The sequence below is a fragment of the Streptomyces sp. NPDC002676 genome (genome assembly GCF_053592455.1).
The window spans coordinates 86,016-107,850 of sequence record NZ_JBSFVT010000001.1; the positions used below are offsets into that span (position 1 = coordinate 86,016).

The window sequence follows — 21,835 nt, forward strand, 5'->3', positions numbered from 1 at the left end:
CGCCACGGCAGCCCCCCGCCCCGGCGCGTCGTGGAACCACCTGATGCCGGGCGCGCTCTAGGGTGACGGCCGAGCAGGCGTTTTTCGTGTGACTCCCCAGGGTGTTCTCACGACTCCTACGGGTGCCGGATTGGCTTTCCCGCCGCAGGTAGGGGCAGGATGCGTCCCTGGGCGCGAGCGCATCGGCATCGCAGTGCCTCTTCGGCTCCGCCGCGTGGCACACCCCAACGGTAAGAAAAACACGGGAGTAACAACATGAACCGCAGTGAGCTGGTGGCCGCGCTGGCCGACCGTGCCGAGGTGACGCGCAAGGACGCCGACGCCGTGCTGGCCGCTTTCGCCGAGGTCGTCGGCGACATCGTCTCCAAGGGCGACGAGAAGGTCACCATCCCTGGCTTCCTGACCTTCGAGCGCACCCACCGCGCCGCTCGTACCGCGCGTAACCCGCAGACCGGTGAGCCCATCAACATCCCGGCCGGTTTCAGCGTGAAGGTCTCCGCGGGCTCGAAGCTCAAGGAAGCCGCCAAGGGCAAGTGAGCCTGCCGCTCGTACGCCACGGGACGGCGTACGAGGCGCTCTGAAGCGCTGTGACGCCAATGGGGCGGCCCTCCTTCACTGGAGGGCCGCCCCATCGTCGTACGGGCTTCGTGCGGCCTTCGCGCAGGCTTCGCGAGCCGTTAACCAGCCGTCAGCCGAGCGCCTTGCCGGGCAGCTCGACCTTCGCGCCCAGTTCGACCAGCTTTTCCATGAAGTTCTCGTAGCCGCGGTTGATCAGGTCGATGCCGTGGACGCGCGAGGTGCCCTCGGCCGCGAGGGCGGCGATGAGGTAGGAGAAGCCGCCGCGCAGGTCGGGGATGACCAGGTCGGCGCCCTGGAGCTTCGTCGGGCCGGAGACGACCGCGGAGTGCAGGAAGTTGCGCTGGCCGAAGCGGCAGTCGGAGCCGCCCAGGCACTCGCGGTAGAGCTGGATGTGCGCGCCCATCTGGTTCAGCGCGGAGGTGAAGCCGAGGCGGGACTCGTACACCGTCTCGTGGACGATGGACAGGCCCGAGGCCTGCGTCAGGGCCACCACCAGCGGCTGCTGCCAGTCGGTCTGGAAGCCGGGGTGCACGTCCGTCTCCAGCGCGATGGACTTCAGCCGGCCGCCGGGGTGCCAGAAACGGATGCCCTCGTCGTCGATCTCGAAGGCGCCGCCGACCTTGCGGTAGGTGTTCAGGAACGTCATCATCGAGCGCTGCTGGGCGCCGCGGACGTAGATGTTGCCGCCGGTCGCGAGGGCCGCCGAGGCCCAGGACGCCGCCTCCAGGCGGTCCGACAGGGCGCGGTGGGTGTAGCCGCCGAGCTTGTCCACACCGGTGATGCGGATCGTGCGGTCGGTGTCCATCGCGATGATCGCGCCCATCTTCTGCAGAACGCAGATGAGGTCCTCGATCTCCGGCTCGACGGCCGCGTTGGACAACTCCGTGACGCCCTCGGCGAGTACCGCAGTCAGCAGCACCTGCTCGGTCGCGCCGACGGACGGGTACGGCAGCCGGATCTTCGTGCCGCGCAGCCGCTGCGGCGCCTCCAGGTACTGGCCGTCCGCCCGCTTCTCGATCGTCGCGCCGAACTGCCGCAGCACGTCGAAGTGGAAGTCGATGGGCCGGCCGCCGATGTCGCAGCCGCCCAGGCCCGGGATGAACGCGTGGCCGAGACGGTGCAGCAGCGGACCGCAGAACAGGATCGGGATACGGCTGGAACCCGCGTGGGCATCGATGTCAGCGACGTTCGCACTTTCCACGTGCGTCGGGTCGAGCACCAGCTCGCCGGGCTCCTCGCCCGGACGGACCGTCACCCCGTGCAGCTGGAGCAGGCCGCGCACGACGCGCACGTCACGAATGTCCGGAACGTTGCGCAGCCGGCTCGGCGCACTGCCCAGCAGCGCGGCGACCATGGCCTTCGGCACGAGGTTCTTCGCACCGCGGACCCGGATCTCGCCTTCCAGCGGGGTTCCGCCGTGGACAAGCAGGACATCGTCGTTGACGGTCATGAATCTCGCGTTCCGATTGGTTGGACAGGGGCCGGCCGATCACTCTTGGCGGGGGCCGGGAAGACAGACTAATCGCCGATGACCCCTCGTTCGTAAGCCCGAGTACGACCCAGCCACGTCAAAGCTGTGTCACAACACGAACGGTTCCCCGGCGGGCACATGGGGTCACCGCACGCGGGGAACGGCGATTGGCTCCCCACACCGGCGGAAGATGCGGGATCATGTCTGCCATGACCGAGGTGTCCTCGCTCACAGGGCGGCTGCTCGTGGCCACCCCCGCCCTGGCGGACCCGAACTTCGACCGTGCGGTCGTGCTCCTTCTCGACCACGACGAGGAGGGCTCCCTCGGTGTCGTCCTCAACCGTCCCACACCGGTGGGCGTCGGCGACATCCTGGAGGGCTGGGCCGACCTCGCGGGCGAGCCCGGTGTCGTCTTCCAGGGCGGCCCCGTCTCGCTGGACTCCGCGCTCGGCGTCGCGGTCATCCCGGGCGGTGCGGGCGGCGACACCGCCCCGCTCGGCTGGCGGCGGGTGCACGGCGCGATCGGCCTGGTCGACCTGGAGGCCCCGCCGGAACTCCTCGCCTCGGCCCTCGGCTCCCTGCGCATCTTCGCCGGATACGCCGGCTGGGGCCCGGGCCAGCTGGAGGACGAGCTGGCGGAGGGCGCCTGGTACGTCGTGGAATCGGAACCCGGGGACGTCTCCTGCCCGGCCCCGGAAAGACTCTGGCGCGGAGTGCTCCGCCGCCAGCGCAGCGAACTGGCGATGGTGGCCACGTACCCGGACGACCCGTCGCTCAACTGATGCGTGTGAGCTTCAGTACCCTTGGCGATATGAGCACTCTTGAGCCCGAGCGCGGGACTGGTACGGGGACCCTCGTCGAGCCGACGCCGCAGGTGTCCCACGGCGACGGTGACCACGAGCGCTTCGCCCACTACGTCCAGAAGGACAAGATCATGGCGAGCGCCCTGGACGGCACGCCCGTCGTGGCGCTGTGCGGCAAGGTGTGGGTGCCGGGCCGTGACCCGAAGAAGTACCCGGTGTGCCCCATGTGCAAGGAGATCTACGAGTCCATGGGCGCCGGCGGCGACGAGGGCAAGGACGGCGGAAAGTAGCCCCTCCCGCCTGATGTACGTCTGACGTACGTCCGTTCGGTGCGAGGCCCCCGGGGTGTGCGGCTCGGTGCACCCCGGGGGCTTTCGTGTGCCGCCGGCGCGAAGTGGTCGAGACCTCTTGTCGGCTTGTCCCCGGGCTCCTAGCCTCCGGGCATGGTGGATCTGATTCCGGTTCCGGTTCGTTGTTCCGAGGACGTCGTCGGACGCGCGAGGCTCGATCGCAGTACGGCGTTGGAGGCGCGGCCCGGTACGGAGGGGGTCGCGCGCTGGCTGCGGGCGACGGTCGGCGCGGCGACCGGGCTGCCGTTCCCGGAGGCGGCCGATCCCGCCGACCCCGGCAACCGCATCGTGCTCGGCATCGAGCCGGACCTGCCCCCGGAGGGCTACCGGCTCGTCGGCGGCGAGAGGCCGTACCGCATCCAGGGCGGCAGCGCGGCCGGTGTCTTCTGGGGGGCGCAGACCTTCCGGCAGCTGCTCGGTGCCGACGCCTTCCGCCGGGCGCCGGTGCGGCCGGGGTGGGACTGGGAGCTGCCGCGGGTCACCGTCGAGGACGCGCCGCGGTTCGGCTGGCGCGGTCTGCTGCTCGACGTCGCACGGCACTTCATGCCCAAGGAAGGGGTGCTGCGCTACCTGGATCTGATGGCCGCGCACAAACTCAACGTCTTCCACTTCCACTTGACGGACGATCAGGGCTGGCGGATCGAGATCAGGCGGTACCCGAAGCTGACCGAGGTCGCCTCCTGGCGGGCGCGGTCGAAAATCGGTCACCGTGCCTCGCCGCTGTGGGAGGAGAAGCCGCACGGCGGTTACTACACCCAGGACGACATCCGGGAGATCGTCGCCTACGCCGCCGAGCGGCACATCACCGTCGTCCCGGAGATCGACGTACCGGGCCACTCGCAGGCCGCCATCGCCGCGTACCCGGAACTCGGCAACACCGACGTCATCGACACGACCGCCCTCACCGTTCTGGACAACTGGGGGATCTCCTCGAACGTACTGGCTCCCACCGAGACCACTCTGCGCTTCTACGAGGGAGTGTTGGAGGAGGTCCTGGAACTGTTCCCCGGAGAGTTCGTGCACATCGGCGGCGACGAGTGCCGAAAGGAGCAGTGGCGCGAGTCGGTGGCCGCCAAGACCCGTATCGCGGATCTCGGGCTGGCCGACGAGGACGAGCTGCAGTCGTGGTTCATCGGCCACTTCGACCGGTGGCTGTCCGCGCGCGGGCGCCGGCTCATCGGCTGGGACGAGATCCTGGAGGGCGGTCTCGCACCCGGCGCGGCGGTCTCCTCCTGGCGCGGCTACGGCGGCGGCGTCGCGGCGGCGCAGGCCGGGCACGACGTCGTCATGTGCCCGGAGCAGTACGTCTACCTGGACCACCGCCAGGCTCCGGGCGAGGACGAACCCGTGCCGATCGGCTTCGTGCGCACCCTGGAGGACGTCTACCGGTTCGAGCCCGTTCCGCCCCAGCTCACCCCCGAGGAAGCCGGGCATGTGCTGGGCACCCAGGCCAACGTGTGGACCGAGGTGCTGGAGGACGCCGCGCGCGTGGACTACCAGACCTTCCCGAGGCTCGCCGCCTTCGCCGAGGTCGCCTGGAGCCGGCTGCCCGCCCCGGCGGAACGGGACTTCGCGGACTTCGAACGCCGTATGGCCGCCCACTACGGGCGACTTGACGCCCTGGGGGTCGCATACCGGCCACCCGCCGGTCCCCGGCCCTGGCAGCGGCGCCCCGGTGTCCTCGGCCGACCGATCGAGGGACCGCCTCCGAACAGATAGTCGAACAGCCGGCCGCCCCGAACAGACAACGGAAAAACCCCGGCACTATCACCGAAGAGTGGCAATTCGTGCGCACCGGTGCTGCCGTGCGAAAACGGACCATCCCCCCGATGAGATGCGCGAATGCCTCCTGGCGGACCCCCGCGTTCGGGTGTTGCGAAGATGTGCCAGAGTTGCCACGTCCGCCCTGTCAGCACGTACCGTACGGCGCACAGGCGGGACCAGGTGGGGCAGCGGGAAGGGGCAGCCGGTTTGACCACGCACGCACCGCAGGCGGCGCAGGCCGTCACGCTGCCCACGACTCTGGACGAGGCGGTGGCGGCCCTCACCGCCCTGCCCACGGCCGTCCCCGTGGCGGGCGGCACCGACCTGATGGCCACCGTCAACTCCGGCCAGCTCCGGCCCGCGGCCCTGGTGGGCCTCGGGCGGATCAGCGAGATCCGCGGCTGGCAGTACCAGGACGGCCACGCGCTGCTCGGCGCGGGCCTCACACACGCGCGCATGGGCCGCCCCGACTTCGCGGCCCTGATCCCGGCGCTCGCCGCCGCCGCGCGCGCCGCGGGCCCGCCGCACATCCGCAACGCCGGCACCCTGGGCGGCAACATCGCCTCCGCGGCTCCCACCGGGGACGCGCTGCCGGTGCTGGCCGCCCTGGAGGCGACCCTGATCGTCGCGGGCCCGGGCGGCGCCCGCCGCGAGGTCCCGGTGTCGCACCTGCTGGCCGGCGTGGAGATGCTGCGCGGCGGCGAACTCATCGGCTTCGTGCGCGTACCGCTGCTGCACGCCCCGCAGGTCTTCCTGAAGGCGACGGGACGCACCGGGCCGGGCCGCGCGCTGGCCTCCGTGGCCCTCGTCCTCGACCCCGCCCGGCGCGGCGTGCGCTGCGCCGTCGGGGCCATAGCGCCGATGCCGCTCAGGCCCCTGGAGGCCGAGCAGTGGGTGGCGCAGCTCATCGACTGGGACAACGACCGCGCGCTCGTCCCGGAGGCCCTGGAGGCCTTCGGGGAGTACGTCGCCGCGGCCTGCATCCCCGACCCGGCACCGGAGGCGGACGGCATCGTCCCGCCGCTTCCGCCCGCCGTACTGCACCTGCGGCGCACCGTCGCCGCGCTGGCCCGACGAGCACTGGGGAGGGCACTGTCGTGACCGACGACCAGCACGGAGAGGGCACGCCCCGAAGCGGCGGGCGCTGGGACCCGCTGCCCCAGGGCGACTACGACGACGGCGCCACCGCCTTCGTCAAGCTCCCCGAGGGCGGCATCGACGCCCTGCTGTCCGGCGACAGCCCGCTGGCCGCACCCGGACACGGCTATGTGCCGCCGCCCATAACGGCGGCGCCCGCCGACGTCACCACCGGGACCTGGCCGGCGGCCGAGGGCGCCCAGTGGCCCGACCCGAACGCCGTGCCCCAGGAGACGGTCGCCGACGACCGGTTCACGTACCACCCCGGTGCCACGCAGCAGTGGACGTTCGAGGAGCCCGCCGCCCCGCCTGCGTCCGGCCACGACGTCACCGGGCAGTGGTCCATCCCCGTCGCCGGCGGCGACCTCCCGGACGAATCGGGCGAGTTCACCACGTCCTCGCTGGTCGAGCAGTGGGGCGGCACCCCGCCCGCCACGCTCCCCGGCGGCGCGCCCGCGCCCTGGGCGACGGACGGCGCCGGCCAGACGTGGGGCCAGCAGGAGGCGCTCGCGCAGGCCGCCGAGTCCCTCGCGCAGGCCACCGAGACGCCCGCGCACGGGATCCCGGCGCCCGAGGGGCACGCGCCTGCCGAGCCGTACGCCCCGCAGTACGACGAGCCGTACCCGGAGAGCCCCGGCGCCCACGCGCCCGAGGAAGCCTCTGAGCGGCCCGCTGACAGCCCCGCGCACCTTGAGACCTCCGGCGCCCCGGCAACCGCACCGAAGGCCGTGGAAACGCCGGACACGGCCGAAGCGGCCGTAGCCGCCGAATCCGTCGCACCCGCGGCCCCGGCCGACACGCCCGAAAGCCCCGCGGACCTCGCTGACTCCGCGCCCGCGCAGGAGGAACCCCCGGCGCCGGCGGCCGAGCCCGGGGAGCCTGAGGCGTCCGCCCCGGCGGCCCCGGCCGACCCGGAGCAGGACGGCGCCCCGGAGGACCCCGAGCCCACGCCCCTGCCCCCGCTCGACGACCACCCCCTCGCCTCATTCGTCCTGCGCGTCAACGGCGCCGACCGGCCCGTCACCGACGCCTGGATCGGCGAGTCGCTGCTGTACGTCCTGCGTGAGCGGCTCGGTCTCGCGGGCGCCAAGGACGGCTGCTCGCAGGGCGAGTGCGGGGCCTGCAACGTGCAGGTCGACGGGCGGCTGGTGGCCTCCTGCCTGGTCCCGGCGGTCACCGCGGCCGGCGCCGAGGTGCGCACCGTCGAGGGCCTCGCCGTCGACGGACAGCCCTCCGACGTGCAGCGCGCGCTCGCCCGGTGCGGTGCCGTGCAGTGCGGCTTCTGCGTGCCCGGCATGGCGATGACCGTGCACGACCTGCTGGAGGGCAACCCCGCCCCGACCGAGCTGGAGACCCGGCAGGCCCTGTGCGGCAACCTGTGCCGCTGCTCCGGCTACCGGGGCGTCGTCCAGGCCGTCAAGGAGGTCGTCGCCGAGCGCGAGGCGCTCACCGCCGCGGACGCCGGGACGGACGCCGACGAGGCACGTATTCCGCACCAGGCGGGCCCCGGCTCCGGAGGCGTCAACCCGTCGGCGTTCGAGGCGCCCAGCGTCTTCGACAGCCCCGGCACCTTCGGTGTGCCGGCACCGCACGAGCAGCACTACGGCCAGGACGGAGGCCAGGCGTGAGCAACGAAGCCGCCGCGACCACCACCGCGGAACCCGCTCCCGCCGCCGAGCCGCAGCACGGCCTCGGCGCCTCCCTGCCGCACGCCGACGCCTGCGCCAAGACCGAGGGCACCTTCCCGTACGCGGCCGACCTGTGGGCCGAGGGCCTGCTGTGGGCGGCCGTGCTGCGCTCCCCGCACGCGCACGCGCGCATCGTCTCCGTCGACACCACCCACGCGCGCGAGATGCCCGGCGTACGGGCCGTCGTCACCCACGAGGACGTGCCCGGCACCCCGCGCCACGGCCGGGGCACGCCCGACCGCCCGGTGTTCGCCTCCGAGGTCGTACGGCACCACGGCGAGCCCATCGCGGCCGTCGCCGCCGACCACCCGGACACCGCGCGGATGGCCGCCGCGGCGATCATCGTCGAGTACGAGGTACTCGACCCGGTCACCGACCCGGAGCACGCCTTCGAGGCCGAACCGCTGCACCCGGACGGCAACCTGATCCGGCACATCCCGCTGCGCCACGGCGACCCGGAGGCGGTCGGCGAGATCGTGGTCGAGGGCCTGTACCGCATCGGCCGCCAGGACCCGGCCCCCATCGGCGCCGAGGCCGGCCTCGCCGTGCCCCGCCCCGACGGCGGCGTGGAGCTGTACCTGGCCTCCACCGACCCGCACGCCGACCGCAACACGGCCGCGGCCTGCTACGGCCTGTCCCCTGATCGGGTGAAGATCGTCGTCACCGGGGTGCCCGGCGCCACCGCCGACCGCGAGGACCAGGGCTTCCAGCTCCCGCTCGGCCTGCTCGCCCTGAAGACCGGCTGCCCGGTGAAGCTCACGGCCACGCGCGAGGAGTCCTTCCTCGGCCACGTCCACCGCCACCCCACCCTCCTGCGCTACCGCCACCACGCCGACGCCGAGGGCAAGCTGGTGAAGGTCGAGGCGCAGGTGCTGCTGGACGCGGGCGCGTACGCCGACACCTCCGCCGAGGCCCTGGCCGCCGCCGTCTCCTTCGCCTGCGGCCCGTACGTCGTCCCGAACGCCTTCATCGAAGGCTGGGCCGTGCGCACCAACAACCCGCCCTCCGGGCACGTGCGCGGCGAGGGCGCCATGCAGGTGTGCGCCGCCTACGAGGCGCAGATGGACAAGCTCGCGAAGAGGCTCGGCCTGGACCCGGCCGAGCTGCGCCTGCGCAACGCGCTCGCGACCGGCGACGTCCTGCCCATCGGCCAGACGGTGACCTGCCCGGCGCCGGTGGCCGAACTCCTGCAGGCGGTACGGGACTTCCCGCTGCCCGCGCTGCCCAAGGACACGCCCGAGGAGGAGTGGCTGCTGCCCGGCGGCCCCGAGGGCGCGGGCGAGCCGGGCGCGGTGCGCCGGGGCGTCGGCTACGGCCTGGGCATGGTGCACATGCTCGGCGCGGAGGGCACCGACGAGGTGTCCACGGCGACCGTGAAGGTCCACGACGGCGTCGCGACCGTGCTGTGCGCGGCCGTGGAGACCGGCCAGGGCTTCACCACGCTGGCCCGGCAGATCGTCCAGGAGACGCTCGGCATCGACGAGGTCCACGTGGCCCCGGTCGACACCGACCAGCCCCCGGCCGGCGGCGGCTGCCGGGGCCGGCACACCTGGGTGTCGGGCGGCGCGGTGGAACGGGCGGCCAAGATGGTCCGCACCCAGCTCCTCCAGCCCCTGGCGCACAAGTTCGGCATGTCCACCGAACTGCTCCAGATCACCGACGGCAAGATCACCTCGTACGACGGCGTGCTGTCGACGACCGTCACCGAGGCGATGGAGGGCAAGGAGCTGTGGGCCACGGCCCAGTGCCGCCCGCACCCCACCGAGCCGCTGAACGAGTCCGGCCAGGGCGACGCCTTCGTCGGGCTCGCCTTCTGCGCGATCCGCGCGGTGGTGGACGTGGACGTCGAGCTGGGCTCGGTCCGGGTGGTGGAGCTGGCCCTCGCCCAGGACGTGGGCCGCATCCTCAACCCGGCGCAGCTGGAGGCCCGGATCGAGGCGGGCGTCACGCAGGGCATCGGCATCGCCCTCACCGAGAACCTCCGCACCCCGCGCGGCCTGATCCGCCACCCCGACCTGACCGGATACGCCCTGCCGACCGCCCTGGACGCGCCGGACATCCGGATCGTGAAACTGGTCGAGGAACGGGACGTGGTCGCCCCCTTCGGCGCCAAGTCGGTCAGCGCGGTCCCGGTCGTGACGGCCCCCGCGGCGATCGCCTCGGCCGTCCGCGCGGCCACCGGCCGCCCGGTCAACCGCCTGCCCATCCGCCCGCAGGCCGCGGTGGTGACGGACCGATGACCACTCCTCCGAACCCTCCCGAAGAGCCGCGCTACGAACCTCCGCCCGCGCTCGGCAAGTTGTTCCTCTGGATCCTGCTGTTCGTCGTGGCGGCGCTGGCCGTTGTCCTGGGCGGCGTCTACTTCACGTGAATTCGTGTTCGGCTGGAACGGAACGCGGCTGCACCGTCTGACGTCCTCCCAGGTGGAGGGCGTTGTCAGTGGGGCGGCGTAGTGTTCCGAGCAGTGGGGGACGGCCGTTCCCGACGCACCAGGACCGGATCGCGGGGGAGCGATGAGCACGACCGACGCCGGGGTTCCGGCGATCACGCTGACCGAGGCGGAGCTGGACCGCTACGTCACGCACGCCCCGACCCGCGGCCTGCTCACCGGCCCCGGACTGCCCGCCGACACCGGCCTGTTGACCTTCTCCCCGCTGCGCACGAGCGGCCTGCGCACCCTCGCCGACGCCACCGACGGCCCTCTGCACCTCGCGGAGGAGCTGCGGGACCGCCTGGTGATCGGCGAACTCCTCAACCCGGCAGGCATGGAGCGCGAGTCGATCCTGCTCGACGGCGACACCGGCGAGCTGACGACGGCCTACCTCTTCGCCCCGTCCGACCCCCGCCCCTTCGCGCCCTCCCTGGCGACCCTGCTGCGCTTCGCCGCGGTCACCGAGGAACTGGCGGGCCTGCGCGGCCGGTTCGCCGCCCTGGCGGGCCAGTACGGCCCCCAGACGGCGACCGAGGCGTCCCGGCTCCTCCTCGCGCTCTTCGCGGAGGGCACGGACGGCGACGTCCCGCCGTACTGGAAGGCGGCGGCGCTGATCCGCCCGCTCGCCCTCGTCACCGGCCCCGGCACGGCCGGAGGCCTCACCCTGGATGTCCCCGCCCGCCTCCTGGACCAGGAGTTCGGCCACGGCCGCGTGGTCCGCTTCGAGGAGGTCGACTTCCCGGCGACGCTCACCCACGAGCCGACCCGCCGCTTCCTGCGCGAGACCGGGCTGCCGGAGGAGACGGTCCTCTTCGACGCCGACACGGACGTGCCCCTGCCGACCCTGCGCGAGTACTTCACCGACGAGCGCACGGACGGCGACTACCCGCTGCACGAACTCCCCGCCCACGCCGACCACTTGATCAGGGTCGGCCACCTGGTCGAGGACAACAGCCTGGTGATCGACGGCAGAACGGGCGCGGTGCTGACGTTCAGCGAGCCGGAGGCGACCCTCTACCCGCTGAACACCGACGTCTCCACCCTCGCCTTCACGCTCTGGCTCCTCCACCACGAGCGCACCATCGACGAGCATCTGGGCAACGAACTGAGCACCGAGGCCTACGACCAGCTCGCCGCCGCAATGATCCACACCCTGAACACCGTCGACCCGACGGGGATGTCCCCGCTCACCGACTGGCACTACTGGACGGAGCTGTTCCAGGACGAGGCGGGCGGGGTTCTCTGACACCCGGAACCAGGGCGGGTGTTCTGGAGGCCGTGGCGGGATTCGAACCCGCGTATCTCCCTTTGCAGGGGAGCCCCTGGGCCACTCGGGCACACGGCCGTGTTCTTGCTGGTTGTTCTTGTTCTTGTTCTTGCTCGTTCTCGTTCTCGGAAACGAACGTACGGGCCCGCCGGAGCGGCGTTCAAGGCAACGGGCGGGGCTGCAACAAGGCTGCCATGCGGCGTTCATGAAACGCCTGGGGCGTACGACCATGGTCGGAGCGGGAGTGCGACCACCGACAGGGGTCAAACCACGTTGTGCGCCTTACTCTGACGACCATGACCGCCCTGGAACCCCGCGACGCTGCCGTCGTGGACGCCGAGAGAGACGACGACAGCGTGCTGAGCCGGTCGTACCGGGCGCTCAGCATCGGCCTCGTCTCCGTGATCTTCCTCATCGCCTTCGAGGCCACCGCCATCGGCACCGCGATGCCGGTCGCGGCCCGGGAGCTGCACGGTGTGGCGCTGTACGCGTTCGCGTTCTCGGGGTACTTCACCACCAGCCTGTTCGGCATGGTGCTCTCCGGTCAGTGGTCGGACCGGCGCGGTCCGCTCGCGCCGCTGACCACGGGCATCGCGGCCTTCGCGGCGGGGCTGGTGGTGGCCGGGACCGCCCAGGTGATGTGGGTGTTCATCCTCGGCCGGGCCGTACAGGGACTCGGCGGCGGGCTGGTCATCGTCGCCCTGTACGTCGTCGTCGGCCGCGCCTACCCGGAGCGGCTGCGGCCCGCCATCATGGCCGCCTTCGCCGCCGGCTGGGTGGTGCCGTCCATCGTCGGCCCCCTCGCCGCCGGTGCCGTGACCGAGCGGATCGGCTGGCGCTGGGTGTTCCTTGGCATCCCGGTCCTCGTGGTGCTCCCGCTCGCCCTCGCGCTGCCGCAGATACGGCGGAGGGCGGCGGGACCGCTGGACCCGGAGGCCGGTGCCGCGGCCTTCGACCGGCGCCGGATCCGCCTCGCCCTCGGCATCTCGCTCGGCGCCGGGCTCCTCCAGTACGCCGCCCAGGACCTCCGCCTCCTCTCCCTCCTGCCCGGGCTGGCCGGCGCGGCCCTCCTCGTGCCCGCCGTCCTCGGTCTCCTGCCGCGCGGCACCTACCGGGCCGCCCGCGGTCTGCCCTCCGTCGTGCTGCTGCGCGGGCTGGCCGACGGGGCCTTCATCGCCGCCGAGTCGTTCGTGCCGCTGATGCTGGTCACCCAGCGGGGGCTGTCGCCGACGCTCGCCGGGTTCTCGCTGGCGGCGGGCGGCGCCACCTGGGCGCTGGGTTCGTGGGTGCAGTCCCGGCCACGCCTTGAGCCGTACCGGGAGCGGCTGATGACGTTCGGGATGGTGCTGGTCGCCGCCTCGATCGCCGCCGTGCCGAGTGTGCTCGTGGATGCGGTGCCCGTCTGGACCGTGGCGGTCGCCTGGGGCTTCGGCTGCTTCGGCATGGGCCTCGTGCTCGCCTCCGCCAGCGTGCTCCTGCTCAAGCTGTCGCCCCCGGAGGAGGCCGGCACCAACTCCGCGGCCCTCCAGATCTCCGACGCCCTCTCCAACGTCGTCCTCCTGGCGGCTACCGGTGCGGCCTTCGCGGCCCTGGGCGGCGGCAGCACCACAGCCACGACAGCGGACGGCAGCCATCCGGTCGCCTTCGCCGCGGTGTTCCTGCCGATGGTGGGGGTGGCGTTGGCGGGGGCCTGGGTGACGACGCGCTTGCGGGGGGTGTCCGAATTCGGTACCACGGTGGCGCCATGATCGGTACCGTCCTGATATGGCTATGAACCTTCGTCTGCGTGACGACCAGCAGGAGGCGCTCAGGCTGCGGGCCGAGACGGAGGGGCGCAGCATGCACGCCATAGTGCTCCAGGCCGTCGACCGGTATCTGGAGCAGGAGACGGACCGGGAAACGGTGCGTCGCCTCGGGGCGAAGTACGCGGCGGCGCACGCCGACCTGCTTCGGAGGCTGGGGGAGTAGCGGATGAAGTACCTCACGGTCCCGGAGGTCCTGGAACTGGCGGAGCTGGCGTGCGGGGGACAGGAGGTCGCCGTGCGCGATCCGGGTCTGCTCAGCTCGGCCGTGCACCGCCCCCAGTCGCAGATGTTCGGCGTCGAGGCGTACACCGATCCGTTCGAGAAGGCCGCCGCACTGCTGCACTCGCAGGCCATCAATCATCCCCTGGTGGACGGCAACAAGCGCATGGCGTGGATGTCCACCGTCGTCCATCTCGACCTCAACGGCACGGACATGGTCGGTGTCGACCAGGACGAGGCCTACAAGCTCGTCATCGAGGTGGCGTCGGGCAGCCTCGAGGACGTGGGGATGATCGCCCGGCGTTTGAGGGCGCTGCACGAGGCGATGTGAACTGGGTCCCACCCGCGGGCGGTGCGGCCTCGTTCGCGCGTTGACGGGGGTGGGGCGCCGGTAGGGTGGCCCGGTTGTCATACGTAGCCGAGCCGCCCCTACCCACTGACCACGGAGACCGTGACTACCACCGCCGCCACCGCCTCCCATCACCTTTCCCCCGCCTTCCCGGGCCGTGCGCCCTGGGGTACCGCCAGCAAGCTGCGTGCCTGGCAGCAGGGGGCGATGGAGAAGTACGTCCAGGAACAGCCGCGCGACTTCCTCGCCGTCGCCACGCCCGGCGCCGGCAAGACGACCTTCGCGCTGACGCTGGCCTCCTGGCTGCTGCACCACCACGTCGTGCAGCAGGTGACCGTGGTCGCGCCCACCGAGCACCTGAAGAAGCAGTGGGCCGAGGCCGCGGCCCGGATAGGCATCAAGCTCGACCCCGAGTACAGTGCCGGCCCGCTCGGCAAGGACTACGACGGGGTCGCCGTCACGTACGCCGGTGTCGGCGTGCGCCCCATGCTGCACCGCAACCGCGTCGAGCAGCGCAAGACCCTCGTCATCCTCGACGAGATCCACCACGCCGGTGACTCCAAGTCCTGGGGCGAGGCGTGCCTGGAGGCCTTCGAGCCCGCGACCCGGCGGCTCGCGCTGACCGGTACGCCGTTCCGGTCCGACACCAACCCCATCCCCTTCGTGACGTACGAGGAGGGGCAGGACGGGATCCGGCGGTCCGCCGCCGACTACACCTACGGCTACGGCAACGCCCTCGCCGACCACGTCGTCCGGCCTGTCATCTTCCTCTCCTACAGCGGCAACATGCGCTGGCGCACGAAGGCCGGTGACGAGGTCGCCGCCAGGCTCGGCGAGCCCATGACCAAGGACGCGATCAGCCAGGCCTGGCGCACCGCGCTCGACCCGCGCGGCGACTGGATGCCCAGCGTGCTGCGCGCCGCCGACCAGCGGCTCACCGAGGTCAGGAAGGCCATCCCGGACGCGGGCGCCCTCGTCATCGCCTCCGACCAGGACTCCGCGCGCGCCTACGCCAAGCTGATCCGCGAGATCACCGGCAACAAGGCGACCCTCGTCCTGTCCGACGACGCCGGCGCCTCGAAGAGGATCGACGAGTTCAGCGAGAACAACGACCGCTGGATGGTCGCGGTGCGCATGGTGTCCGAGGGCGTCGACGTGCCCCGGCTCGCGGTCGGGGTGTACGCCACCACCATCTCCACCCCCCTCTTCTTCGCGCAGGCCGTCGGACGCTTCGTGCGCTCCCGGCGGCGCGGCGAGACCGCGTCCGTGTTCCTGCCGACCGTCCCCGACCTGCTGACCTTCGCCAATGAGATGGAGAAGGAACGCGACCACGCCCTCGACAAGCCGAAGAAGGAGGGTGAGGAGGACCCGTACGCCGAGTCCGAGAAGGAGATGGACGAGGCGAACAAGCAGCAGGACGAGGACACCGGCGAGCAGGACATGCTGCCCTTCGAGGCGCTGGAGTCCGACGCCGTCTTCGACCGGGTCCTCTACGACGGCGCCGAGTTCGGCATGCAGGCCCACCCGGGAAGCGAGGAGGAGCAGGACTACCTGGGGATTCCCGGGCTCCTCGAACCCGAGCAGGTGCAGATGCTGCTCCAGAAGCGGCAGGCCCGGCAGATCGCGCACAGCCGCAAGAAGCCGGACGCGGAGGCCGACCTGCTGGAGCTGCCCGCCGAGCGGCGTCCCGTGGTCAGCCACAAGGAGATGATGGAGCTGCGCAAGCAGCTCAACACCATGGTGAGCGCGTACGTCCACCAGAGCGGCAAGCCGCACGGCGTCATCCACACCGAACTGCGCCGGGTGTGCGGCGGACCGCCGAGCGCGGAGGCGACGGCGGGGCAGCTGCGGCAGCGCATCGCCAAGGTGCAGGAGTGGGCGACCCGCATGCGGTGAGGCCGGTTCGGCCTCGGTGTGCGTATCCGGACGAATGCAGGCAGGCCGGATCGGGCCTTGCCCGGATTCTGGACGAAGGCTTCCGCTCAGCGAACCGGCTTCGCTACTGTCCCGCTACGCACACGCCCCGTGGCAGCGCCGCCGCGGAGCGCAGCCGTGAAGCGACACGGTCCGGAGCCGCCGGGCCGTCCTGCCGATCGGCGGCCTCTGAGGCGCGTCGCCGACGGGACTCGGTGACGCGGTTCGTGCTCGGAGGCTGCCGACCTCACCACCAAAGGAGTGGGCGTCGTGACCGCGGAGACCTCTCAGACGCTCGACCGGGGACTGCGTGTCCTCAAGCTGCTGGCCGACACGGACCACGGGCTGACCGTCACCGAGCTATCCACCAAACTGGGCGTGAACCGGACCGTGGTGTACCGGTTGCTCGCCACGCTGGAGCAGCACGCGCTCGTACGACGTGACCTGGGCGGGCGAGCCCGTGTCGGGCTCGGGGTGCTGCGCCTCGGCCGCCAGGTGCATCCGCTGGTACGCGAGGCCGCGCTGCCCGCGTTGCGCTCGCTCGCCGAGGACATCGGGGCGACGGCGCACCTGACCCTGGTCGACGGTACGGAGGCGCTGGCCGTCGCGGTCGTCGAGCCGACCTGGACCGACTACCACGTGGCGTACCGGGCCGGCTTCCGGCATCCGCTGGACCGGGGGGCGGCCGGCAGGGCGATCCTCACGGCCCGGCACTCCCCGTCGGCCGAGCCCGGCTACACCCTCACGCACGGAGAACTGGAGGCGGGCGCGAGCGGGGCGGCGGCGCCGCTGGTCGGGGTGACGGGGGTCGAGGGGAGCGTGGGCGTGGTGATGCTGGCGGACTCGGTGCCGGAGCGGGTGGGAACCAGGGTGGTGGAGGCGGCCAAGGAAGTCGCGGAGGCCCTGCGCTGACAAGGCACCCGGCGTTGGCGCCGGCCAGGGGCCGGCTTCGCTCGCCCGCGCTTGCGGGGTGCCCGCTGCAGGGTGAGAGGGAGGCCTCGGTCCGCAGTGTTCGCACGTTGTCGTTAGATTGATTGCGTGCTCTCACGTCTCACACGCCTCCAGGCCATCGCCGTCAGCGCCGTGCCCGTCGCGGCGCTGCTCGCCATCGCGGCGTTCGCGCCGCTGCCGTTCTCGGTGGCGCAGCCCGGGATGACGGCGAACGTGCTCGGGAAGAACAAGGGCACCGAGGTGATCACCGTCTCCGGCGCCCCGGTCCGGCGGACCAGCGGGCAGCTGCGGATGGTGACCATCGTGGCGACCGGTCCGAACACCCGGGTCTCGCTCGGGGACGTGATCGACGGCTGGTTCCGCACCGACCGCGCCGTCATGCCGCGCGACTCGGTCTACCCGAGCGGCAACAGCGTGAAGGAGATCGAGAAGCACAACGCGGCGCAGATGCGGCAGTCCCAGGACGCCGCGGCCGTGGCCGCGCTGAAGTACCTCGACCTGAGCCCCGACAAGGTGAAGGTCTCGCTCAGGCTCGCCGACGTGGGCGGGCCGAGCGCCGGGCTGCTGTTCACCCTGGGGATCATCGACAAGCTGGACGGCGACGGCAGCGGCGGCGACCTGACCGGTGGCCGCACCATCGCCGGTACGGGGACGATCGACGCGGCCGGGAAGGTCGGCGCGGTCGGCGGGGTCGGCCTCAAGACGCAGGCCGCCCGGCGGGACGGGGCGACCGTCTTCCTGGTCCCGAAGGCCGAGTGCGCCGATGCCAAGGCCGAGCTGCCCAAGGGGCTGCGGCTGGTGCCGGTCACCACGCTGAAGGGCGCGGTGAACTCCCTGGTGGCGCTGGAGAAGGGGAAGGGCTCGGTACCGAGCTGCTAGGGCCTGTCTTCCGGATCTTGCCGGGGTCGGCCGGGAAGCCCGGTGGGCTGGAGCCGGCCTGATCCGGAAGAAGGACCCTAGGCCACCGCCGCGACGGGCCGGGGGGTGGAGGCGAGGCGCAGGCCGAGTTCCACCAGGGTCCAGCCGACGCGGGCGCGCAGTTCGACCGGGGGCTTCGCCTCGGTGGCGAGGCGGTGGGCGGCGGCCTGGGTGTGCAGGTCGGCGCTGTGGGACGCGGCGAGCTGGGTCGTGGCGTTCATGAGGGTGCCTCTCAGTCCGTATCGATGGGGAACAGGTGCGTGTGGACGCGTACTTGCTCGGCGTCGGGCGTGTCCGCGTCGGTGACGCGGTCGCGGTAGCCGTCGATCAGGGCGTGCATCTTCTGGATCAGCTCGGCGGCCAGTTCGGGCGTGAGCCGGAGCGTCATGTCGCTCATGTCGGAGGCGTCGGACCACTTCGGGAGCCAGTCCTGGCGCGTGGCCATGAAGGTGGACAGCTCGCGGTGGTGGGCGGCCAGCGCCTCGTGCAGGAAGAAGTCGGCCGCGCCGCGCACCGCCGGGTCGGGGCTGCTGATCAGGTCGTCGCTCATGCTCAGGCCCTGGTCGGCCGCCTGCCACCAGCGTTCGCGCCCCTTGCCCTGCTCGGGGGCGTCCTCGACGAAGCCGTACACCGCGAGCTGCCGCAGGTGGTAGCTGGTCGCCCCGCTCGACTCGCCCAGTTTCTCGGCGAGTTGGGAAGCCGTGGCCGGTCCGCCGCGGCGCAGGGCGTTGAGCAGCTCCATGCGCAGCGGGTGAGCCAGCCCCTTCAGCGAACGGGCGTCCAGCTCGCGGACCTTGGGCTGCTGTGGTTCCTCCGTCATGCGTACAAAGATAGCTATGCAAAGACCTCTTTGCAAGCAGTCCTTTGCAAGAACTTCTTTGTAAGTCCCGTCACCCTTCGTTGTCCCGGGCCGCCTGCTCCACCAGCGGGATGACCCGCAGCGGAACGGGGGTCTCCATGACGATCGTCGTGGAGGCCCGGACGATGCCGTCGAAACCGACAACCAGGTCGATCACCCGCTGGAGATCGGCGTTCGAGCGGGCCACCAGGCGGCACAGCATGTCCCCGGTGCCGGTGGTCGTCAGTAGCTCCAGCACCTCCGGCACGGTCACCAAGTGCGCCCGTACGTCGGCCCCTTGGCCTTGCTGGATCTGCAGCGTGGCGAACGCGGTGACCGGGTAGCCGAGGGCCGCCGGGTCCACCTGCGGGCCGAATCCGTGGATGACTCCGTTCGACTGAAGCCGGTCCAACCGCGCCTGCACCGTGCCCCGCGCGACCCCGAGCCGCCGGGACATCTCCAGTACGCCGATGCGCGGCTCCCGGGCGAGCAGCACGATGATGCGGCCGTCCAGATGATCGATCGCCACGGGACCTCCAGAGATGGTCATCCTGTACAGATCAAGGGCTGAAGCGGCTGGATCACTGAGCAGATTGTCCAGCGCTTACGGCAACTATTGCGCACCTTGCAGGCCGGGTCCACGCTTCGCTTATGACGCAGACCACACACCACACTCCCGACACCGCCCGGGCGGCCGACCCCTTCCCGGTCAAGGGAATGGACGCGGTCGTCTTCGCCGTGGGCAACGCCAAGCAGGCGGCGCACTACTACTCGACCGCCTTCGGCATGCGGCTGGTCGCCTACTCCGGACCGGAGAACGGCAGCCGCGAGACCGCCAGCTACGTGCTGGAGAACGGCTCCGCCCGGTTCGTCCTCACCTCGGTGATCAAGCCCAGCACCGACTGGGGCCACTTCCTGGCCCGGCACGTCGCCGAGCACGGCGACGGCGTCATCGACCTGGCCATCGAGGTCCCGGACGCGCGCCGCGCCTTCGCCTACGCCGTCGAGCACGGCGCTCAGCCGGTCACCGAGCCGTACGAGGTGAAGGACGAGCACGGCACCGTCGTCCTCGCCGCGATCGCCACCTACGGCGAGACCCGCCACACCCTGGTCGAACGCACCGGCTACGAGGGCCCGTACCTGCCCGGCTTCGTCGCCGCGGCCCCGATGGTCGAACCCCCCGCCCAGCGCACCTTCCAGGCCATCGACCACTGCGTCGGCAACGTCGAACTCGGCCACATGAACGAGTGGGTGGCGTTCTACAACAAGGTCATGGGCTTCACGAACATGAAGGAGTTCGTGGGCGACGACATCGCCACCGAGTACAGCGCCCTGATGTCGAAGGTCGTCGCGGACGGCACCCTCAAGGTCAAGTTCCCGATCAACGAGCCCGCGATCGCCAAGAAGAAGTCCCAGATCGACGAGTACCTGGAGTTCTACGGCGGCGCCGGCGTCCAGCACATCGCGCTGAACACCAACGACATCGTGCAGACCGTCCGCACCATGCGCGCGGCCGGAGTCCAGTTCCTCGACACCCCGGACTCCTACTACGACACCCTCGGCGAGTGGGTCGGCGACACCCGCGTGCCGGTCGACACCCTGCGCGAGCTGAAGATCCTCGCCGACCGCGACGAGGACGGCTACCTGCTGCAGATCTTCACCAAGCCGGTCCAGGACCGCCCGACCGTGTTCTTCGAACTCATCGAGCGGCACGGCTCCATGGGCTTCGGCAAGGGCAACTTCAAGGCCCTGTTCGAGGCGATCGAGCGCGAGCAGGAGAAGCGGGGCAACCTCTGAGGTCTCAGGGGATCTGCGGGGGCAGGGGTTTGTTCGGTACGTCCCCCAGCCCCCGCAGCGCCGCCTCGGCCGCAGGCACCCGCAGCGGCGAGAAGTACGGGTTGATCCGCAGCGCCTCCTGAAGATGCCGGCGCGCGGGTGCCGTCCGGTCCAGGCCCTTCTCGATCACCCCGCGGTGGAATGCGTGGAGGGCGCTGCGCACCCCGCCGCCCTTCTCCTTGTCCGTCGCGGCCGAGGCGTACTTCAGCGCCGCCTCGTCGTCACCGACCTTGTGCAGCGCCCAGCCGAGCGCGTCGGCCACCTCGATGCCCGGCTGGCGCCGCCACTCCGCCTGCAACCGGTCCACCGCCTCCTCGGCCTTCCCGTGGTCCGCCTCGAACCGCCCGAGCAGCAGCTCCTCGTCGACTCCGGCCGCCACAGCCTGCCGGACCAGTTCCTGCATCCGGTCGAACTGCTCCCGGGCGGACCGGGCCATGCCCAGCGACTCGTACAACTCGCCCAGCTCCAAGGCGATTTCGGGACTCGGCTGCTTCGTCTGGGCCCGCTGGTACGCGGCCAGCGCCTCGGTCGTACGGTCCAGCGCGGCCAGCGCCCGCCCCTGCCCGGCGTACGCCGCCCGCTGGTCGGGGTCGAGACGTACGGCCGCCTCGAAGTGCCGCAGCGCGTCCTCCCGGTCGCCCCGCTCCCAGGCCAGCTGCCCCACCCCGGTCAGATACGCGGCCTGCTCGGCGGGCGTACGGGCGGCTGCCGCCGCCTCGGTCAGCTGGGCCACCGCGTCCTCGCGCCAGCCCCGGTCCCGGTACGCCGCCGAGGCCTGCGCCATCACCGCGGGCCGGGCCGCCGCTCCGGGGTGCAGGGCCAGCAGCTTGTCCAGGATCTGCTGGGCCGCCTTGTAGTCGCCCAGGCCGGTGTAGGCGTCGAGCAGCGGCGGATACGCCGTCCACTGCTTCGGGGCCAGCTTCAGCGCCTGCTCGCCGTACTGTTTCGCCGTCGGGAAGTCCCGGCGCGCGTTCGCCAGCGCGGCCAGCCCGTCCAGGGCCGCCGCGTCCCTGTCGCCGGCCAGCTGCGAAGCCTTGCGCAGGGCCTGCTCGGCCTTCGGATAGTCCTCCGCGCCGGCCGTCCGGCGCCCCCGCTCCACGTAGGCGGCCCCCAGCACGGCCCACGCCCGCGCGTCCTGCGGCCGGGCCCGCACCCTGCTCTCCTGCCGTCCGATGAGCGCCGTCACCTCGGGCAGCGCGGCCGGCACCCCGGAGGTGACCGCCGCCAGCGTCAGCTCCTGCGCCCGCGCCCGCGCCTGCGCCTGCGCCTGCGCCTGCGCCTGGGGACCGGCAGCGGGCGGATTCGTCCGGCGCGGCCCGTGCGACGGCAGCAACAGCAGCGCGCCCGCCGCGGCCCCGCCCGCCGCTGCGGTGACCAGCGTGGCGACCAGCACCCGCCGTGGCCATCGGCGGCGACGCTGCGGCGCGGGCGGCTCGGCCACCAGGGACGTGCCCGGCGCGGACTGCCCGTTCGGTCGGTTCTCCATGCCGCTCACTGTGCGTCGTACGACCCGTA

21 protein-coding genes and 1 tRNA gene are annotated in these 21,835 nt (G+C 72.0%); 16 read left to right on the forward strand and 6 right to left on the reverse strand.

Annotated features, from left to right (window positions below; genetic code table 11):
- Positions 1–255 precede the first annotated feature (255 nt).
- Positions 256–537 carry an HU family DNA-binding protein gene (locus ACWD3E_RS00345; protein ID WP_018549700.1) on the forward strand — a complete coding sequence of 94 codons (282 nt, stop codon included), beginning with the start codon at positions 256–258 and terminating at the stop codon, positions 535–537.
- A 151-nt stretch (positions 538–688) separates the two neighbouring features.
- Here the strand turns inward: ACWD3E_RS00345 and murA are convergent, their stop codons facing one another.
- Positions 689–2,029, reverse strand: a complete 1,341-nt coding sequence (gene murA / locus ACWD3E_RS00350) for a UDP-N-acetylglucosamine 1-carboxyvinyltransferase (RefSeq protein WP_451350354.1) — start codon at positions 2,027–2,029, stop codon at positions 689–691.
- A 230-nt stretch (positions 2,030–2,259) separates the two neighbouring features.
- On the opposite strand from murA, the gene ACWD3E_RS00355 reads away from it, so the two are divergent.
- The 8 genes from ACWD3E_RS00355 to ACWD3E_RS00390 all read left to right on the forward strand — a co-directional run bounded on the left by ACWD3E_RS00355 (position 2,260) and on the right by ACWD3E_RS00390 (position 11,469).
- Entirely contained in the window at positions 2,260–2,832 is a 573-nt protein-coding gene (locus tag ACWD3E_RS00355) for a YqgE/AlgH family protein (RefSeq protein ID WP_451386464.1), read from the forward strand.
- 29 nt (positions 2,833–2,861) lie between these two features.
- A complete protein-coding gene (locus ACWD3E_RS00360) occupies positions 2,862–3,143 on the forward strand; it encodes a DUF3039 domain-containing protein (RefSeq protein WP_451385313.1) in 282 nt (93 codons plus the stop codon).
- A gap of 153 nt (positions 3,144–3,296) precedes the next feature.
- The gene (locus ACWD3E_RS00365; protein WP_451385314.1) at positions 3,297–4,922 is read left to right on the forward strand and encodes a beta-N-acetylhexosaminidase; all 1,626 of its coding nucleotides are present in this window, start codon (positions 3,297–3,299) and stop codon (positions 4,920–4,922) included.
- 252 nt (positions 4,923–5,174) lie between these two features.
- Positions 5,175–6,068: an FAD binding domain-containing protein gene (locus tag ACWD3E_RS00370; protein ID WP_451385315.1), complete on the forward strand. Its 894-nt coding sequence runs from the start codon at positions 5,175–5,177 to the stop codon at positions 6,066–6,068.
- Positions 6,065–7,732 carry a 2Fe-2S iron-sulfur cluster-binding protein gene (locus ACWD3E_RS00375; RefSeq protein ID WP_451385316.1) on the forward strand — a complete coding sequence of 556 codons (1,668 nt, stop codon included), beginning with the start codon at positions 6,065–6,067 and terminating at the stop codon, positions 7,730–7,732. The genes ACWD3E_RS00370 and ACWD3E_RS00375 overlap by 4 nt, the downstream gene beginning before the upstream one ends.
- Positions 7,729–10,032 (forward strand): xanthine dehydrogenase family protein molybdopterin-binding subunit, encoded by a 2,304-nt coding sequence (locus tag ACWD3E_RS00380; protein ID WP_451385317.1) that lies wholly within the window; start codon positions 7,729–7,731, stop codon positions 10,030–10,032. Before ACWD3E_RS00375 ends, ACWD3E_RS00380 begins: the two co-directional genes overlap by 4 nt.
- Positions 10,029–10,163, forward strand: a complete 135-nt coding sequence (locus ACWD3E_RS00385; protein ID WP_451385318.1) for a hypothetical protein — start codon at positions 10,029–10,031, stop codon at positions 10,161–10,163. Before ACWD3E_RS00380 ends, ACWD3E_RS00385 begins: the two co-directional genes overlap by 4 nt.
- A 142-nt stretch (positions 10,164–10,305) precedes the next feature.
- The gene (locus tag ACWD3E_RS00390; protein WP_451385319.1) at positions 10,306–11,469 is read left to right on the forward strand and encodes an SUKH-4 family immunity protein; all 1,164 of its coding nucleotides are present in this window, start codon (positions 10,306–10,308) and stop codon (positions 11,467–11,469) included.
- Positions 11,470–11,493: 24 nt separating this feature from the next.
- On the opposite strand, the gene ACWD3E_RS00395 is transcribed toward ACWD3E_RS00390, so the two are convergent.
- Positions 11,494–11,568, reverse strand: a tRNA-Cys gene (locus ACWD3E_RS00395).
- Between the two features lie 218 nt (positions 11,569–11,786).
- Here ACWD3E_RS00395 and ACWD3E_RS00400 point away from each other — a divergent pair.
- From ACWD3E_RS00400 to ACWD3E_RS00425, 6 genes are all read left to right on the forward strand, one after another.
- Positions 11,787–13,238, forward strand: coding sequence for an MFS transporter (locus tag ACWD3E_RS00400; protein ID WP_451385320.1), 1,452 nt, complete (start codon positions 11,787–11,789; stop codon positions 13,236–13,238).
- Between the two features lie 22 nt (positions 13,239–13,260).
- The gene (locus ACWD3E_RS00405; protein ID WP_451386465.1) at positions 13,261–13,458 is read left to right on the forward strand and encodes an Arc family DNA-binding protein; all 198 of its coding nucleotides are present in this window, start codon (positions 13,261–13,263) and stop codon (positions 13,456–13,458) included.
- A gap of 3 nt (positions 13,459–13,461) precedes the next feature.
- Positions 13,462–13,845: a type II toxin-antitoxin system death-on-curing family toxin gene (locus tag ACWD3E_RS00410; RefSeq protein WP_451385321.1), complete on the forward strand. Its 384-nt coding sequence runs from the start codon at positions 13,462–13,464 to the stop codon at positions 13,843–13,845.
- 120 nt (positions 13,846–13,965) lie between these two features.
- Positions 13,966–15,759, forward strand: a complete 1,794-nt coding sequence (locus tag ACWD3E_RS00415) for a DEAD/DEAH box helicase (protein WP_451385322.1) — start codon at positions 13,966–13,968, stop codon at positions 15,757–15,759.
- Positions 15,760–16,047: 288 nt separating this feature from the next.
- The gene (locus ACWD3E_RS00420) at positions 16,048–16,689 is read left to right on the forward strand and encodes an IclR family transcriptional regulator (RefSeq protein WP_451385323.1); all 642 of its coding nucleotides are present in this window, start codon (positions 16,048–16,050) and stop codon (positions 16,687–16,689) included.
- A gap of 126 nt (positions 16,690–16,815) precedes the next feature.
- Positions 16,816–17,607, forward strand: a complete 792-nt coding sequence (locus ACWD3E_RS00425) for a S16 family serine protease (protein ID WP_451385324.1) — start codon at positions 16,816–16,818, stop codon at positions 17,605–17,607.
- A 77-nt stretch (positions 17,608–17,684) separates the two neighbouring features.
- On the opposite strand, the gene ACWD3E_RS00430 is transcribed toward ACWD3E_RS00425, so the two are convergent.
- From ACWD3E_RS00430 to ACWD3E_RS00440, 3 genes are all read right to left on the reverse strand, one after another.
- On the reverse strand, positions 17,685–17,867 hold the full coding sequence (locus ACWD3E_RS00430) for a hypothetical protein (RefSeq protein WP_451385325.1): 183 nt from the start codon (positions 17,865–17,867) through the stop codon (positions 17,685–17,687).
- Between the two features lie 11 nt (positions 17,868–17,878).
- The gene (locus ACWD3E_RS00435) at positions 17,879–18,466 is read right to left on the reverse strand and encodes an ArsR/SmtB family transcription factor (RefSeq protein WP_451385326.1); all 588 of its coding nucleotides are present in this window, start codon (positions 18,464–18,466) and stop codon (positions 17,879–17,881) included.
- A 70-nt stretch (positions 18,467–18,536) separates the two neighbouring features.
- On the reverse strand, positions 18,537–19,013 hold the full coding sequence (locus ACWD3E_RS00440; RefSeq protein ID WP_451385327.1) for an Lrp/AsnC family transcriptional regulator: 477 nt from the start codon (positions 19,011–19,013) through the stop codon (positions 18,537–18,539).
- A 122-nt stretch (positions 19,014–19,135) separates the two neighbouring features.
- Between ACWD3E_RS00440 and hppD the strand changes: the two genes are divergently transcribed.
- A complete protein-coding gene (gene hppD / locus ACWD3E_RS00445; RefSeq protein ID WP_451385328.1) occupies positions 19,136–20,281 on the forward strand; it encodes a 4-hydroxyphenylpyruvate dioxygenase in 1,146 nt (381 codons plus the stop codon).
- A 4-nt stretch (positions 20,282–20,285) separates the two neighbouring features.
- Here the strand turns inward: hppD and ACWD3E_RS00450 are convergent, their stop codons facing one another.
- Complete coding sequence (locus tag ACWD3E_RS00450) at positions 20,286–21,806, reverse strand: tetratricopeptide repeat protein (RefSeq protein WP_451385329.1); 1,521 nt, start codon at positions 21,804–21,806, stop codon at positions 20,286–20,288.
- Between the last annotated feature and the right edge of the window lie 29 nt (positions 21,807–21,835).